The sequence below is a fragment of the Gemella taiwanensis genome (genome assembly GCF_054054385.1).
Window position 1 is genome coordinate 81,808 of sequence record NZ_JBSMTL010000005.1, and the last position, 15,558, is coordinate 97,365.

Below are 15,558 nucleotides of genomic sequence, written 5' to 3' on the forward strand. Positions count from 1 at the left end.
TAGTTTTTAAAATTAGAAAAAGAGATTGAAGAAAGGAGCAGTAAGAAAAATGTCTAAAGAATATTATCAAATGGGCTGGACTTTAGATGATACATATCAAGAAGATTATTTTTGTTCGAGAGATAATCAGAGATATTTTATTAAAAAAAATACTACTCCAATGATAGCAACTCTTTCAGCAGAAGGAATAGTACCTAGATTAAGATGGACTAAGCGTATAAGTAATGGAGATGTATTAATTGCTCAGGATTTTGAAAATGGTAGAACATTAAATACAGAAGACATGACTGATAGACGAATTCCTGAAATTTTAAAAAAAGTTCATGGATCTGAAAAATTAAAGAAAATAATGAAGGCTCAGGGATATACAGAGGAAACAGCTGCGAGTTCCTTATATAATTTGAAATCAATTATTGCCGATGAACTTCGTAAAAATAGTAATATAGTAAATGCACTTAATTATCTAGAGAATTCTATTCCGGTTGATGAAGTTGAGTATACGCCGTGTCATACAGATTTACATAAAGATAACTGGTTGTTATCTGATCAAGGGAAACTGTTTTTAGTTGATTGGGAACACTCAATATTATGTGATCCGGCAATCGATATTTCATTTGTACTGTATAGATATATTCCTCAAAGCGAGTGGAATGAATGGTTAGAGATATATGGGCAAGAGCCTACTTTAAAATATAGAAATAGATTGAAGTGGTATATAACGTTACAATCAGTTATTATGATAGTTTGGTATCATGAGAAAAAACAATTATCTGAAATGAACTCATGGTTAATCTTTTTAGATAGAATATTTAAAGATTTTATTTAAAGCATTAAATAGGAAAAACCTAATTAATGCTTTTATTTTTTTTATAAACGGTGTAAAATATAAAGAGTAACATAATATGTGCTAAAATGAATCAAAATTGTGATTTTATATAGCTTAAGTAATATCAATTAATAAATTTATATTTTAAGACGAAAATTATTTTAATTTGATGATTTTACTGTTATGTTAATAGAAACTTATGGAGTAATAGCATGACTATAAAAAATTATAAATTATACCTGATAGATTTAGATGGTACTATATATAATGGAGAAAAAAAAATCAGGTATGCTAAAGAATTTGTTGAATATTTAAACGAAAAGAATATAGACTATTTATTTTTAACAAATAATTCGACGAAAGAACCAAAAGATGTCGCTGAGCATCTAAAGAAATTTGCTATATACACTTCTGAAGAACATGTTTTTACTTCAAGTGATGCTACTAAAATTTATCTTGAATCTAAAGGATATAAAAACTTATATGTAATAGGAGAAGCTGGGGTAAAGAATACGCTTAGTTTATTTTGCCAAAAGGATACTGAAGAAGATGTTGAAGCAGTAGTGGTAGGTCTAGATAGAGAACTTACATATGAAAAATTAGCTATTGCTACTAAAGCTATTTTAAATGGAGCAGAACTTATTGGTACTAATCCAGATACATTATTACCTACTGCACATGGTTTCGCGCCAAGTAATGGGGGGCAAGTCAAATATTTGGAATATGCAACTTCTACGCTGGCTACAATTATAGGTAAACCTAGTAATATTATTATGGAATCTGCCATTAAATTATTCAATTATAGAAAAGATGAAATAGTAATGGTAGGTGATAATTATGATACAGACATTATGTCAGGTATAAATAGCGGAATAGATACAATTCATGTTCAAACAGGTGTGACAAGCTTCGAAGAATTGAAAGAAAAAGAGAAAAAACCAACGTATTCAATAGAAAACTTATATCAATTGATTAAATAGCGAGGAGAATATAAATGATTATAAAAACTGAAGAACAATTACAGAAAATGAAAGAAATAGGTTTCATCTGTGCAACAATCAGAGACGAAATGGTAAAAAAAGCAGTACCAGGAGTTTCAACAAAAGAACTTGATAATATTGCTAAAGAATTATTTGAAAAATATGGAGCAAAGTCTGCTCCAATAACTGAGTATGATTTCCCTGGATATACATGTATTTCATTAAATTATCAAGCAGCACATGGTATTCCATCAAGTACTAAAATTTTAAAAGATGGAGATCTTCTTAATATCGATGTATCAGGATGTAAAGATGGTTACTATGCAGATACTGGTATTTCTTTTGTAGTAGGTAAAGTAGATGATCCGATGAAAGAAAAAGTTTGTGAAGTTGCTAAGGAAGCATTTTACGAAGGTATTAAACATGCTGTTGCTGGAAGAAAAATTAATCAAATTGGGAAAAATGTCCACAAAAAAATTAAAGAACATAAGTTAGAAGTAATTGAAAACTTAACAGGTCACGGAATTGGAACTTCGTTACACCAAGAGCCACAACATGTTTTCAACTATTTTGACCCATGGGATAACATTATCCTAAAAGATGGTATGTGTTTGGCTGTAGAACCATTCGTATCTACAAAAGCAAAAACTGTAGGAAATTCAGATAGAGATGAATGGGAATTAGTCGCAAATGACGGTTCATATATCGCTCAATATGAACATACAATTGTTGTCCGTGAGAATCAAGAACCCTTAATCTTAACAAAAATAGACTAATTTTCATTGAAAAAAGTTGACAATTTAATAAAAATGATTTAAGATACTACTTATTAAAAAATTATGGAGAGAAGAAAATGGCAGAAAATTTAGTAATAGTCGAATCTCCTTCAAAGGCAAAAACTATTGAAAAATATCTAGGGAAAAAATACAGAGTAATATCTTCAAAAGGTCATGTAAGAGACCTACCTAAAAGTAGAATGGGAGTAGAAGTACTAGATAATGGGAGTGTGGATGTTGATTATATTTCTATAAGAGGAAAAGGTGATGTAATCAAATCTCTAAAAAAAGAGGCAAAAGGGAAAAAAGTTTTCCTAGCATCCGACCCTGATAGAGAAGGAGAGGCAATAGCATGGCATATTGCTCACATATTAGGATTAGATAATGATTCTGATAATAGAATAGTATTTAATGAAATAACAAAAGATGCGGTAATGGATGCAATTAAGCATCCAAGAAAAATTAATACGGACTTAGTTCAATCACAACAGGCGAGAAGAATTCTTGATCGTCTTGTAGGGTATAATATTTCACCAGTTCTATGGAAAAAAGTTAAACCAAAGTTATCTGCTGGTCGAGTGCAAAATGCTGCATTAAAACTAATTGTAGATAGGGAAGAAGAGATACAAAAATTCGTACCTCAAGAATATTGGTCAATGCCTATAGATTTTATTAAAAATAGAAAAGTCTTAACAGCTAATTTCTATTCGTATAAAGGTGAAAAGATTAAACTTGAGAGCAAAAAAGATGTAGACAATATAAGAAAAGCTATAGCAGGTGATACATTTAAAGTAACGGATGTAGCGAAAACTAAGAAAAATAGGAATGCTCCTAATGTTTATATTACTTCTACTATGCAACAAGATGCTTCAAGAAAGATTAATTTTAAAACTCGTAAAACTATGAGTGTAGCACAAGAGTTATATGAAGGAATTAATCTTAAAAAATTGGGTGGTGTTACCGGATTAATTACGTACATGAGAACAGACTCAACTAGAGTATCTGATGAAGCGGTAAAAATGGCTAGTGATTATATACTAAATAATTTTGGTAAAGATTATTTAGCTACATCAGTAAAATCAAGAAAATCTAGTAAGAATGTTCAAGATGCTCATGAAGGGATAAGACCAACAAACATTAATTTCACCCCAGATTCTATTAAAGAATATTTATCAAATGATCAATATAAGTTATATAAATTAATCTGGGAAAGATTCCTTGCGAGTCGTATGAGTGCTGCAGTTTATGAAACGAGTACTACTACATTTGAAAATAATGAAGTTATGTATCGCGGAGCGCATTCTAAGCTTTTATTTAATGGATTCTTGGCAGTATTAAAAGAAAAAGAAAAAGTTAAATTAGCACCAGAATTTGAAGTTGGAGAAGATGCTAAGGTTAAAGAGATGAAAGAAGAGCAACACTTCACACAGCCACCAGCAAGATATTCTGAAGCAAAATTAATTGCTGAACTTGAAGAATTAGGTGTAGGTCGTCCATCAACTTATGCAACAATAGTGGATACTCTACAAAAAAGATATTATGCTAAGTTGCAAAATAAAGTATTTACTCCAACAGAATTAGGAACATTAGTAAGCAAAATTACCGAACAGTATTTCCCTGATATTATTAACACAAAATTTACTGCAAATCTTGAAAGTCAGCTAGATGATATTGCAGAAGGAAAAGTTGGATGGGAAAAAACAATTTATAATTTCTACAGTGGTTTTAGAAAAGATGTAGAAAAAGCGGAATCAGAAATGGAAAAAGTTGAGATAAAACAAGAATTTACTGGTGAATCTTGTCCAGAATGTTCATCTCCACTTGTATTCAAGTTAGGTAAATTTGGTAAATTCATAGCTTGTTCTAATTTCCCTGATTGTAGATATACAAATACAATTCAAAAAAAAGTAGGGGTAAAATGTCCAAAATGTAAGAAACATGATATATTAGAAAAGAAATCTAAAAAAGGTAAACTTTTCTATGGATGTGAAGGATTCCCAACTTGTGATTTTGTATCATGGGATAAGCCGATAAATAGAAATTGTCCTAAGTGTGATAATATTCTATTTGAAGGTAAAAAAGGTGTTCATTGTGATCACTGTGATTACAAAGAAGAAATTAAAAAATAAAAACAATAATAAAGATTTGATAATTTGTTTAATTGTCAAATCTTTTTAATTTTTAATTATTGATAGATAATAATTTATTAGTATTAAAATAGCGTCTTCAAACACCATAAATTAATCGAGAAAACGATTAACTTATGTTATTTAAGGAGTTAATTATCTGAAAATTTAAAACATTTATCCAACAAAAAATGAAATATTTTTAAAAATCTATTGACAAATATTAATAAATATATTATTGTATATAACATACTTTGAAAAACAAAAATTATTTGGAGGAGATGACATGTTGAAATTTTTAAAGAAAAATCCATATATATCAATCGGACTTATGTTATTTGCACTGTTCTTTGGTGCTGGTAATTTAATTTTCCCAGCATTCCTAGGACAAAACGCTGGAAGTAATTTATCTACAGCGATGATAGGATTTATTATTATGGGAGTGGGATTACCACTTTTAGGAGTTATTGTAATGGGTTACTCAGGAGCTGAGGACTTATTAGATTTATCTAGTAGAGCAGGTAAAGGTTTCGGTATTGCTTTTACGACTTTATTATACTTAACAATCGGGCCTTTCTTTGCAATTCCTAGAACAGGGACTACAACTTACGAATTAGGATTATCAAGCTTTGTAGCACCTGAAAATACTACAATTGCTCAAGCTATTTTCTTAGCTTTATTCATGGGATTAACATTATGGTTAGCTATTAGCCCAAATAAACTAGTAGATAGAATTGGTACAGTAATTACACCAGTTTTACTACTTTCAATGGTTGTATTAATTATTGCATCATTAGTTAAACCTATGGGTGTAGCTCAAGAACCTACTAAAACATATGCTACTACTTCATTAGCATTTACGAATGGTTTAATGGAGGGATACAATACTATGGATGCATTGGCGTCATTAGTATTTGGTATTATCGTTATTAACTCTGTAAAACTATACGGAGCTAAAACTAAGAAAGAAGTGTTTAACAACACAGCAAAATCAGCAATTATTGCAGCTATATTACTAGCTTTAGTTTATGTATTCATTTCAAATATTGGAGCTACATCTGTTTCAGTATTAGGATTACAAAAAACAGGTGCAGGAGTATTAACTGGAGCAACAACTTATTACTTCGGTAACGTTGGTAAATTATTATTATTCGTTATTGTATTCTTAGCTTGTCTAACAACAAGTGTAGGATTAGTAACAGCTTGTTCTTCATATTTCGTAAGATTGTATGATAAAGTTAGCTATAAAACTTATGCTATTGCACTTACTTTATTCTCATTTGCAGTAGGTAACTATGGATTAGCTGCAATCATTCAAGGTGCAGTACCAGTACTAGTTTTATTATACCCATTAACAATGGTATTAATCCTATTAGGATTCTTAAATAATTTCTTTGGAGGAAAGAGAGTTGTTTATGTAACTACAGTATTATTTACAGGATTATTTAGTTTATATACAACTGTAATTTCAACATTTAAATTAGCAGTACCAGCTGTTGATAATTTATTAGCAAAAGTTAAATTCTTACCAGTACCTGCAGATTTTGCATGGTTAGACTTTGCATTAATCGGTTTTGTACTAGGTATCGTTTTAACTTTCTTTGTAAAAGAAAATAAATAATTAATTAAAAGATGATAGGAGTTTAATCTTCTATCATCTTTTAATTTTTTTGACTATTGTTTTGACAATGAGATAAAGCAATGGTATTATAGTAAGATGTAATCTTATATTTTTGAGGAAAAAAAGATATAGAAAAAGAGTAATAAAATTTTGTTATTTTTATTTAGGAGAAGCAATGGTTTTAGAATTTAGAGAATATAAAAAGAAAATAAAAAAAGATACAATCTTAGAATTAGATTTACAGGTGGACACAGGTGAAATATTAACTATTATTAATAATAAATCAGAGGATTTAGAACTTCTAAAAGATTCTTTTAGAAAAAGAACGAAGTATAAAGGGGAGATTCTTTTCGATAATGAAGATGTTAGTAAGCAAAAACTATTATTCACTAAGGATTTTGGATTTTATAATGATTTAACATTAATAAAAAATTTAAAGGTAGCATTAGATTTATTCAATGTAAAATTTTCAATTGATGATTTAGAAAATGATTTAGAATCTTTAAATCTTAAATCAAGTTCTAAGTATAAGGAATTACTTCCAAACGAAGTTAATAAATTTCATACACTATTTTCAATACTCGTAGATCAAAATGTTCTTATTATTGATAATACTGATAAAGATTTAACTTCTGAAGATATGGAAGTTATAAGTGACTTTATTTTGGATAAATCAAATAATGCCAATGTAATTATTTTAGATACTATGTTAAATAGATATAACAGTATTGCAGATAAGGTTCTAGTTATTACTGATGGAATTAAATCATATTTTGGTAATCTTGAAGATTTATTAATCTTAAAACAACTTACTGCTATTAATATTTCTGACAACGAAAAACTAGATGATATACTATCTGGATATCAGTATACTATATATCATGATAATGAAATAGTAGTAAGAGAAGAGGTTCTTGAAGAAGTAGTATATAGCCTATTAAAAAATAATATTGAAGTATATCAAATTCGTAACTTAGGTGAGAAAATTAAATTGTATGAGGGCGAGGCTGATTTATAATGTTTTTTAGGATTGAATTTGGTAAGTTATTTAGAAGAAAATTTAATTATCTATTCGCATTAATTTTAATTTTATTAAATTTAGGTATAGTTTTTAAATTAGAATCTTTATCATTATTTTTTGATAAGTCTTTGGTGGATATTATTTTTAATATTGTATTAAAAATAGATTTAGTGGTAATATTATTTATTATGGGATTAAATTACATCTTTTCATACAGAGAAGATTATGTTTCAAAGGTAAATGTTTTTCTTGAGATTCATAAAAAGAAAAGTGTCCGAGATTTTTCTTCAATCTTAGCTAATTTAATTTACTTTTTAGTTTATTATGTAATAATAGTATCAAGTTTATTAGCTTTATTATTTGTTCGTAAGAATAGTTTATTTAGTGAAATAAAATCGATTATGATGAATGTAAATACTGCTGGGGCATTCGTAACAATGTTAATATTATTGTTACTTTTTGCAAATATTATATTTTTATTATCGTTAACATTATTCAATAATACTAATTTAGCTATTTCTGTCTCGCTTTTATACTTTTTAGGTGGAGAGGTAATTGCTAAGATGATTAAAACAAGGCTTAACTTTGCAAGTGAAAGAATAGATAATAGTGTGCTTACTATTTTTACTAAATCATTTAATAATTTGAATCAACATATTTCATTTAACCTTACTACTTTTTTACCTGTAGTGTTAAATTTTGTTGGGTTAGTAATAGTTATTTTTATAGTAAGATTAATAAAAAAAATATTCGGATAGAAGGAGATTTAAATGGATACACAGATATTAATTCAGTATGTAATAGTATTGCTTAGTTTGATACTATTAGAAGGATTATTGTCGGCAGATAATGCTATTGTACTAGCTGTTATGGTTAGACATCTTCCTCCGAAGGATCAAAAACATGCTTTAATGTATGGTCTTGCAGGAGCATTAATTTTTAGAATAATTGCAATTTTCCTAATTACAATTTTAGCACAGTATTGGGAAATACAGGTACTAGGTGGGCTATATTTAATATATATGGCTGGTACTCACATCAAGGAATTTTTTAATAAACAGAAACAAAAAGATTCTGAAGAGGAAGTAAAAGCGCCGAAAAAACAAAGTGGTTTCTGGGCGACAGTTATAAAAGTAGAATTTACAGATATAGCTTTTGCTATCGATTCAATTTTAGCAGCTGTGGCAATTGCAATTACATTACCACATATCTCAGAGACATCAATCGGAGGGATTAACCTTGGACAATTCTCAGTTATGGTAATAGGTGGTTTTGTAGGTGTTATAATAATGCGTTATGCAGCTAATATTTTTATTAAAGTATTAGAAACTAAACCTGGATTAGAAATCGCAGCTTTCTTAATAGTTGGCTGGGTAGGTATTAAACTATTTGTTATAGCAGCTGCCCATGAAAAATTAGGATTAATACCACACGATTTTCCTCATTCAACACTTTGGACTGTTATTTTCTGGGTTGTATTACTTGGATTATTAGTATGGGGAGTATTAGTATCTAAAAGATTTGAAAATAAATAATAAATAGAAAAAAGAGATGATATAGTTATTATCTCTTTTTTTTTGTGTTCACTTAGACTTCTGGTTTTCATATACACATAGAAAGATATGTGATATAATTTTAAGATATATATTGAATTAGAATTAGGAGGAGAAAAATGGCATTCGATGGTTTTTTTGTAAGAAAGATGGTAAAAGAATTAGAAGAAACTATATTACAAGGGCGAATAAATAAAGTAAATAATCTATCAACAGATGAGTTCGTCTTTTCAATCAGAAAAGGGAAAAATTTGAAATTATTTCTATCAGCAAATCCAAGTGCATCTAGAATACAATTAACTAATAATAGTTATGAAAATCCTTCAACACCATCAAATTTTTGTTCTGTACTTAGAAAATACTTAACAGGTGGGATAATACAAGAAATAAAGCAAGTAAATAATGATCGTATTTTGGTTTTTAAAATTAAAAATTTTGATGACCTTGGATATGAGAAATACTATTATTTAATAACAGAACTAATGGGGAAACATTCTAATATTATTTTAACAAATGAAGATAATATTATACTTGAATCATTGAAAAATAGTTATAGTCTTGAATTTAAACGATCTACAATTTCAAACATGGCTTATACTTTACCTCCTACTAAAGAAAAATATGATCCATTCGACTTTGACAAATATAAAAATTTAGAATTTGAGAATAAAGATAACAAGTTTTTAATGAAAAATTTCTATGGTGTTTCTGCTTTATTGAATAAGTATTTCGAAAAAAATTCTGAGTTGGATTTGAAAAATGCTTTTCTAAACTTCTGTGAGGAATTTGATAAGTATAATAAGCCTATTTTGATTGAAGAAAATGGTAAAAAGGATTTTTACTTCTTTGAAGTTAAAGAGTATAGTAAAGAGTTTGATTCGTTATCACAATTGCTTGATTACTATTATATGGATATAGCTAGAGAATCAATTAATAAGAATACTGACAGAAAACTATTTAATTTTATTAATACAAAAATAAATAGACTAAATAAAAAGGTAAGTATACTAGAAAGTGAGCTTATTCAAGCTGAAAATAGAGATGATTACAAATTAAAAGGTCAGCTATTGATTTCTAATATTTATTTATTTAAAAGAGAGATACCAGAAACAGTAACGTTACAGAATTTTTATAGTGAAGATTTGTCTGAAATTAAGATAGAATTAGATCCGAATTTAACTATTGAAAAAAACTCGGAGAAATATTTTAATCTTTATAAAAAGAATAAGAGAACCATTGAGAATCTGATTGAACAAATAGAGATAGCTAAAGAAGATTTAGGATACTTTGAGACGATAAAATTCCAACTTGAAAATGCGGATAAAACAGATATAGCAGAAATTAAAGAAGAATTGATTGCTAATGGTATTTTAAAAGAAAAGATAAAAATTAATAAGAAAAAGAACAAGAGTAATTATTTTATTATTTATCATAATGAAACAGCAATATATGTTGGAAAGAATAATCTTCAAAATGATACTATTACAAATAAATTAGCAAGACGTGACTATTTATGGTTTCATGCAAAAGATATTCCAGGTAGTCATGTTGTAATTTTTGATAATAATCCAAGTGAAGATACAATAGAAGTTGCATCAATGTTAGCAGCATACTATTCGAAGTTTAAAAATGAAGAATATGTTAATGTTGACAGAACATTAATAAAAAATGTGAAAAAAATATCTGGTGCTAAACCTGGATTAGTGACGTATACAGGACAAAAAACTGTTAAGCAAAAGATAGATAAAGATCTTATTGGACAACTTTTAACAAATGATAAAAATTAAATATTAAACATCAAAAGAAGGTGAGTATATGGATGATAAATTAGATGTAAAAACAGCTATAAAAGATACATTACCAACCGTATTTGGATATATAGGTATAGGTTTGGCATTTGGAATTATATCTAGTTCAGTGGGGATTAGTCCTTTCTTTGTAGGAGCAATGTCATTATTTATGCAGGAGGAGCTCAATTTATTACAGTGAGTATGCTCTCAAGCGGTGCTCCTATACTTTCAATCGTTCTAGCAACGTTTCTAATTAATTCGAGGATGATATTAATGAGTATGGCCATAGCTCCATTTTTTAAACGTTATAGTGTATTTAAGAATATAGTAATAGGTACTTTTTTAACAGATGAGAGTTTTGCTTTAGGAATGAATAAGCAAAACTATACAAATGGAAATCTTACTTATGAATGGTTTAATGCAGCAAATTTAATATCTTATTTTACATGGTTTACTTCATCAGTTTCAGGAGCATTATTAGGGGGAATAGTTAAGGATCCTAAATCTCTTGGTTTAGATTTTGCTTTAGTAGCAATGTTTATAGGATTATTATATTTACAAGTTCTTTCAGACTTTACTATAAAGAAAAAGGTCCAGTTTATTGTAATTATTGTTGTGTTATTTTTAGTATATTTTGGAATGATTTTTATTCCGAGTAATGTATTGATAATAGTAGTTACTTTAATAGGATGTGCGATAGGAGTGGTATTAAAGAATGTTATCAACTAGTTATATTCTCTTAACAATATTGGGATGTACAATTGTAACATGGCTATCAAGAGTACTTCCATTTGTACTATTGAAAAAATTTGATCTACCAAAAGCGATAATTGAGTATCTTAGTTTTGTACCAATTGTAATAATGTCAGCATTGTGGTTTGATGGTTTATTTATACAAAAAATTGGAGAATTTCCTCAAATCAATTATGAAAATCTATTAGCATCTTTGCCTACAGTAGTTAGTGCTATTATTTCAAAAAGTCTTCTCGTTATTGTTGCGGTTGGAATATTATCTTTAGGGATAATAAGATATGCTTTTTAGGAAGATATAAATAAAGAATTAGAAGTAAACTATACTAGAAAATTGAGAATTTTGAGAAAATATAAGTAAATTAATTTTCAACTTAAATATACATGTTTATAGTTTATATTTTTTCCGATTTATGGTATTATAAAAAGATAATAAAACATAATAGAAGGATACGAAAAATGGAGAAAGGATTACTAATAGTTCTTTCAGGACCTTCAGGAGTAGGTAAAGGTACTGTAAGAAAAAGAATTTTTGAAAGTAAAGATGTTGACTTCGAATATTCAATTTCAATGACATCAAGAGGCATGAGACCTGGTGAAGAAGATGGAGTTGATTATTTCTTTAAGACAAAAGTAGAATTTGAAAGTTTAATTCAACAAGGTGAATTATTAGAATATGCCCAATATGTCAACAATTATTATGGAACTCCCGTTAAGTACGTTAGGGAGACGATGGAAAAAGGAAAAGATATATTTTTAGAAATTGAAGTTCAAGGTGCTGAGAAAGTTAAAAGTAAAATCCCAGATGCCTTATTTATATTTTTAGCTCCACCAAGTATTGCAGATCTTAAAGATAGATTAAAAGGTCGTGGTACAGAAAGCGATGAAGTAATAGAATCACGTATAGCTAAAGCAAAAAAAGAAATTAATATGATGCACCTTTATGACTATGTAGTAGAAAATGATGAAGTAGATAAAGCTGTAGAAAGAATCAAAGCAATTATACTTAGTGAACATTTAAAACGCGAACGTATAGAGATGAAATATAGAAGAGCATTATTAGAATTAGAAGAAATGTAGGAGAAGAAGATGTTATATCCAAAATTAGATGTATTAAAATCAAAAGTAAATTCAAAATATATGTTAGTTTCATTAGCAAGCAAAAGAGCAAGAGAATTATTTGCAAACCCTGAAACAGCAAAATTAGATAAATATACTTCTCACAAAGAAGTAGGTAAAGCATTAGAAGAAATTGCTGAAGGGAAAATTTCTGTTTTAGAAAAATAGTTTAAAATATTGTTTACAAAATAATATTTTTAGTGTAAAGTAGTATAAGTGTTTTTCTTTGAGTGATCGCGGCAGAAATGCTGAGGAAAGTCCATACTCACACAGGCTGAGATGCTTGTAGTGTTCAACGCTAAACGAAAAAATAAGTTTAGGCACCTTATGGTGACGGCAGAAAATATAACCTAAGTAGTTTTCTATATGGTTATATGTCTTGAAAGTGCCACAGTGACGGAGTTCTTATAGAAATATAAGAAGTGGAACGCGGTAAACCCCTTGAGTGAGCAATTCAAATTTTGGTAGAAGCACTTATTCCGCAGAAATGAATGTAGGAATAGGAAATATATATATATATATATTTAGACAGATGATCACAGCTATTTTTACGAGAGTAGACTAGTCTCGTTTGAGTAAGATAGATACAGAATATGGCTTATGATAAGAAAAACAACTAGTTCTAGGGGCTCTTAGGAGCCTCTTTTTTTTAAGGAGGAAGAGATGAAATTTAATTTAGTAGCAACAACCCCAATGGGAATTGAAGCAATAGTAGCTAAAGAAGTTCAAGAGTTAGGTTATGAGACAAAAGTAGAAAATGGAAGAGTTTATTATTCTGGAGATAAAAGAGCGATAGTTCGTTCAAATCTATGGTTAAGATGTGCTGACAGGGTAAAAATCGTTGTAGCACAATTTCCAGCGTATACTTTTGAGGAATTATTTGAAAAAACTAAAGCAATCGAATGGGATAAATATCTTCCAGTAGATGCTAAGTTCCCTGTAGATGGACGTAGTCATAAGTCTACATTATTTAGTGTTTCTGACTGTCAGTCTATTGTAAAAAAAGCAATTGTAGAAAAAATGAAAAAGAGTTATGGAGTTACAGGATGGTTAACAGAAACTGGTGCTAGATATAGATTAGAGATAATTATGTTGAATGATATTGCAACTATCCTACTAGATACTTCAGGAGATGGACTTCATAAACGTGGATACCGTGCTAAACAAGGTACTGCACCGTTAAAAGAAACACTAGCAGCAGCAATGGTTAAATTAACTAACTGGAAAGGTGAAACACCATTATATGACTTGTTCTGTGGATCTGGAACATTATTAATAGAAGCGGCTATGGCAGCTCAAAATATGGCTCCTGGTATTAATAGAAACTTTGACTTTGAAAAGTGGCCATGGATGCCAAAAAGTCTTGTAGATGAAGAAAGAAATAAGGCAGAAGATCTTATTGATTATGATAAAGAATTAGAACTATATGGTTCTGATATTGATCCTAAAATGATTGCGACGGCTGAAAATAATGCTGAGGAAATTGGACTTGCAGGAGTAATTAAGTTCAAACAAATGTCGGTATTTGACTTTGTAGCGAAAAAAGAAACTGGTTGTGTAATTGCAAACCCACCTTATGGTGAACGTCTTGGTGAGAAAAAAGAAGTAGAAGCAATGTATAAGTTTTTAGGAACTGAGCTTAAAAATAAGAAACATTGGTCACTTTATTTATTAACATCTCATAAAATGTTTGAACATTTATATGGGAAAAAAGCAACAAAAAGAAGAAAACTTTTTAATGGTTCCATTGAATGTACCTATTATCAATACTGGGGAGAAAAATTAAGATAACATTTGACAATTATAAAAATATATCATAAAATAAGGATGTAAGTAGAGTTATATTAAAAAGAAAAGAGGTTGAGTTTATGCATTTAACAAAGAGTACTGAACAAGCAATCTGTATAATGGTTATGTTATACCTTCAAGATAGACATGTTTTCTTGAATTCTAAGGAAATAAGCCAGCGTTTAAATATTTCTCCAACATATCTGAAAAAAATTATGAGAAAATTGGTTGTCAATGATCTAGTAAAAGCTAACACTGGTATTGGCGGGGGATATAAATACAAGTCAAATAAAAAAGTTACTTTATATGATATATATGTAGCGCTAAATGACGAAGTAGAAATTTTTGCACTAAAAACAGATTATGTTTCAAAAATTTTTGAAGGTGCTTTAGCGGTAGATAAACGTTATAGTAAATACTTGAAAAAGGTTAATACTGTGAATAAAGCGATTAAAGCTTCATTAGAAGAAATTACAATCGAAAATTTAGTTGAGGATATTCTTGAAGAAAATTCTAAGATAAGATTAGATTGGAATAATTGGGAAGACGAATTTGAAAGGGTTAATGTTTTCTTTAAAGGATAAATAAAAAAATGGTTATGATTTATCATAACCGTTTTTTTTATTATAGAGCGCTAGCGAATGCTTCAATAAATTTATCAATGTTTTCGAAATCTTCATCAGTATCTGCTTCAATTTCAATTTTAAGATTTTCAGTTGGATTAGTAGCACCAGTTTTAGCGATTTGCTCATCGAATTGATCTACACAAACACAGTACTCATCGTAGATAGTATCACCAGTTCCAATAACCCCGTAGATTTTTCCTTCATAGTTTTTATCTGCTAATGCTTCGTAAAATTCTTCCATTTCTTCAGGAAGTTCACCTTCACCATATGTATAACTTGCAACGATAAAAGCATCTGCATCATCTAGAAAATCAAAATCTTCCATGTCTTCGATAAATAGTTTTTCTATTTCTAGACCTTTTTCTTCTTCGAATTTTTCTATTATTAAATCAGATAACATTTCAGTATTACCTGTTAAACTTGCGTAAACTAATTTAATACTCAAAAAAATCCCTCCATTCTATTAATATATAAATAATAACTAATCATTATTATAACTTATTAAAAATATTAAGTAAATAAAAAGAATTTATAAAATATATTTTTTTGAGCAAAACTATTGAAAATTTCTGAAAATTGTAG

The 15,558-nt window shown here is 28.7% G+C and carries 17 protein-coding genes and 1 other RNA gene; 17 read left to right on the top strand and 1 reads right to left on the bottom strand.

What is annotated here, in order from left to right:
* The first annotated feature begins 49 nt into the window (after window positions 1-49).
* The 17 genes from ACWOA3_RS05480 to ACWOA3_RS05560 all read left to right on the top strand — a co-directional run bounded on the left by ACWOA3_RS05480 (window position 50) and on the right by ACWOA3_RS05560 (window position 14,934).
* Window positions 50-826 carry a phosphotransferase family protein gene (locus tag ACWOA3_RS05480; RefSeq protein WP_003146875.1) on the top strand — a complete coding sequence of 259 codons (777 nt, stop codon included), beginning with the start codon at window positions 50-52 and terminating at the stop codon, window positions 824-826.
* Window positions 827-1,038: 212 nt separating this feature from the next.
* Complete coding sequence (locus tag ACWOA3_RS05485; RefSeq protein ID WP_003146874.1) at window positions 1,039-1,806, top strand: TIGR01457 family HAD-type hydrolase; 768 nt, start codon at window positions 1,039-1,041, stop codon at window positions 1,804-1,806.
* 14 nt (window positions 1,807-1,820) lie between these two features.
* Window positions 1,821-2,582: a type I methionyl aminopeptidase gene (gene map, locus ACWOA3_RS05490; RefSeq protein ID WP_003146873.1), complete on the top strand. Its 762-nt coding sequence runs from the start codon at window positions 1,821-1,823 to the stop codon at window positions 2,580-2,582.
* A gap of 77 nt (window positions 2,583-2,659) precedes the next feature.
* On the top strand, window positions 2,660-4,711 hold the full coding sequence (gene topA / locus ACWOA3_RS05495; protein ID WP_456884552.1) for a type I DNA topoisomerase: 2,052 nt from the start codon (window positions 2,660-2,662) through the stop codon (window positions 4,709-4,711).
* Between the two features lie 283 nt (window positions 4,712-4,994).
* The gene (gene brnQ / locus ACWOA3_RS05500; protein ID WP_456884554.1) at window positions 4,995-6,329 is read left to right on the top strand and encodes a branched-chain amino acid transport system II carrier protein; all 1,335 of its coding nucleotides are present in this window, start codon (window positions 4,995-4,997) and stop codon (window positions 6,327-6,329) included.
* Between the two features lie 175 nt (window positions 6,330-6,504).
* Window positions 6,505-7,347, top strand: coding sequence for an ABC transporter ATP-binding protein (locus ACWOA3_RS05505; protein WP_456884556.1), 843 nt, complete (start codon window positions 6,505-6,507; stop codon window positions 7,345-7,347).
* Window positions 7,347-8,108, top strand: coding sequence for an iron ABC transporter permease (locus ACWOA3_RS05510; protein ID WP_456884558.1), 762 nt, complete (start codon window positions 7,347-7,349; stop codon window positions 8,106-8,108). The genes ACWOA3_RS05505 and ACWOA3_RS05510 overlap by 1 nt, the downstream gene beginning before the upstream one ends.
* Before the next feature lie 12 nt (window positions 8,109-8,120).
* A complete protein-coding gene (locus ACWOA3_RS05515; RefSeq protein ID WP_456884560.1) occupies window positions 8,121-8,885 on the top strand; it encodes a TerC family protein in 765 nt (254 codons plus the stop codon).
* Window positions 8,886-9,022: 137 nt separating this feature from the next.
* Window positions 9,023-10,690, top strand: coding sequence for an NFACT RNA binding domain-containing protein (locus tag ACWOA3_RS05520; RefSeq protein WP_442566570.1), 1,668 nt, complete (start codon window positions 9,023-9,025; stop codon window positions 10,688-10,690).
* 28 nt (window positions 10,691-10,718) lie between these two features.
* The gene (locus ACWOA3_RS05525) at window positions 10,719-10,892 is read left to right on the top strand and encodes a hypothetical protein (RefSeq protein ID WP_456884562.1); all 174 of its coding nucleotides are present in this window, start codon (window positions 10,719-10,721) and stop codon (window positions 10,890-10,892) included.
* A gap of 2 nt (window positions 10,893-10,894) precedes the next feature.
* Window positions 10,895-11,422, top strand: coding sequence for an AzlC family ABC transporter permease (locus ACWOA3_RS05530; protein ID WP_456884564.1), 528 nt, complete (start codon window positions 10,895-10,897; stop codon window positions 11,420-11,422).
* Window positions 11,409-11,735 carry an AzlD domain-containing protein gene (locus tag ACWOA3_RS05535; protein WP_456884566.1) on the top strand — a complete coding sequence of 109 codons (327 nt, stop codon included), beginning with the start codon at window positions 11,409-11,411 and terminating at the stop codon, window positions 11,733-11,735. The genes ACWOA3_RS05530 and ACWOA3_RS05535 overlap by 14 nt, the downstream gene beginning before the upstream one ends.
* A 167-nt stretch (window positions 11,736-11,902) precedes the next feature.
* On the top strand, window positions 11,903-12,523 hold the full coding sequence (gene gmk / locus ACWOA3_RS05540; RefSeq protein WP_456884568.1) for a guanylate kinase: 621 nt from the start codon (window positions 11,903-11,905) through the stop codon (window positions 12,521-12,523).
* 9 nt (window positions 12,524-12,532) lie between these two features.
* Window positions 12,533-12,730, top strand: coding sequence for a DNA-directed RNA polymerase subunit omega (rpoZ, locus tag ACWOA3_RS05545; protein ID WP_003146858.1), 198 nt, complete (start codon window positions 12,533-12,535; stop codon window positions 12,728-12,730).
* Between the two features lie 54 nt (window positions 12,731-12,784).
* An RNA gene (gene rnpB / locus ACWOA3_RS05550) (RNase P RNA component class B) lies at window positions 12,785-13,168 on the top strand.
* A gap of 57 nt (window positions 13,169-13,225) precedes the next feature.
* A complete protein-coding gene (locus ACWOA3_RS05555; RefSeq protein ID WP_456884570.1) occupies window positions 13,226-14,353 on the top strand; it encodes a THUMP domain-containing class I SAM-dependent RNA methyltransferase in 1,128 nt (375 codons plus the stop codon).
* A gap of 77 nt (window positions 14,354-14,430) precedes the next feature.
* Complete coding sequence (locus ACWOA3_RS05560) at window positions 14,431-14,934, top strand: RrF2 family transcriptional regulator (RefSeq protein WP_003146856.1); 504 nt, start codon at window positions 14,431-14,433, stop codon at window positions 14,932-14,934.
* 40 nt (window positions 14,935-14,974) lie between these two features.
* On the opposite strand, the gene ACWOA3_RS05565 is transcribed toward ACWOA3_RS05560, so the two are convergent.
* Window positions 14,975-15,421, bottom strand: coding sequence for a flavodoxin (locus ACWOA3_RS05565; protein WP_003146855.1), 447 nt, complete (start codon window positions 15,419-15,421; stop codon window positions 14,975-14,977).
* Between the last annotated feature and the right edge of the window lie 137 nt (window positions 15,422-15,558).

What these genes read in the sequence shown, in the direction of transcription:
- map (WP_003146873.1), top strand. Translation starts at nt 1,821, where the DNA reads ATGATTATAAAAACTGAAGAACAATTACAGAAAATGAAAGAAATAGGT.
- ACWOA3_RS05530 (WP_456884564.1), top strand. Translation starts at nt 10,895, where the DNA reads ATGCTCTCAAGCGGTGCTCCTATACTTTCAATCGTTCTAGCAACGTTT.
- ACWOA3_RS05485 (WP_003146874.1), top strand. Translation starts at nt 1,039, where the DNA reads ATGACTATAAAAAATTATAAATTATACCTGATAGATTTAGATGGTACT.
- topA (WP_456884552.1), top strand. Translation starts at nt 2,660, where the DNA reads ATGGCAGAAAATTTAGTAATAGTCGAATCTCCTTCAAAGGCAAAAACT.
- ACWOA3_RS05510 (WP_456884558.1), top strand. Translation starts at nt 7,347, where the DNA reads ATGTTTTTTAGGATTGAATTTGGTAAGTTATTTAGAAGAAAATTTAAT.
- ACWOA3_RS05505 (WP_456884556.1), top strand. Translation starts at nt 6,505, where the DNA reads ATGGTTTTAGAATTTAGAGAATATAAAAAGAAAATAAAAAAAGATACA.
- brnQ (WP_456884554.1), top strand. Translation starts at nt 4,995, where the DNA reads ATGTTGAAATTTTTAAAGAAAAATCCATATATATCAATCGGACTTATG.
- ACWOA3_RS05555 (WP_456884570.1), top strand. Translation starts at nt 13,226, where the DNA reads ATGAAATTTAATTTAGTAGCAACAACCCCAATGGGAATTGAAGCAATA.
- ACWOA3_RS05535 (WP_456884566.1), top strand. Translation starts at nt 11,409, where the DNA reads ATGTTATCAACTAGTTATATTCTCTTAACAATATTGGGATGTACAATT.
- ACWOA3_RS05515 (WP_456884560.1), top strand. Translation starts at nt 8,121, where the DNA reads ATGGATACACAGATATTAATTCAGTATGTAATAGTATTGCTTAGTTTG.
- ACWOA3_RS05480 (WP_003146875.1), top strand. Translation starts at nt 50, where the DNA reads ATGTCTAAAGAATATTATCAAATGGGCTGGACTTTAGATGATACATAT.
- rpoZ (WP_003146858.1), top strand. Translation starts at nt 12,533, where the DNA reads ATGTTATATCCAAAATTAGATGTATTAAAATCAAAAGTAAATTCAAAA.
- ACWOA3_RS05560 (WP_003146856.1), top strand. Translation starts at nt 14,431, where the DNA reads ATGCATTTAACAAAGAGTACTGAACAAGCAATCTGTATAATGGTTATG.
- ACWOA3_RS05520 (WP_442566570.1), top strand. Translation starts at nt 9,023, where the DNA reads ATGGCATTCGATGGTTTTTTTGTAAGAAAGATGGTAAAAGAATTAGAA.
- ACWOA3_RS05525 (WP_456884562.1), top strand. Translation starts at nt 10,719, where the DNA reads ATGGATGATAAATTAGATGTAAAAACAGCTATAAAAGATACATTACCA.
- gmk (WP_456884568.1), top strand. Translation starts at nt 11,903, where the DNA reads ATGGAGAAAGGATTACTAATAGTTCTTTCAGGACCTTCAGGAGTAGGT.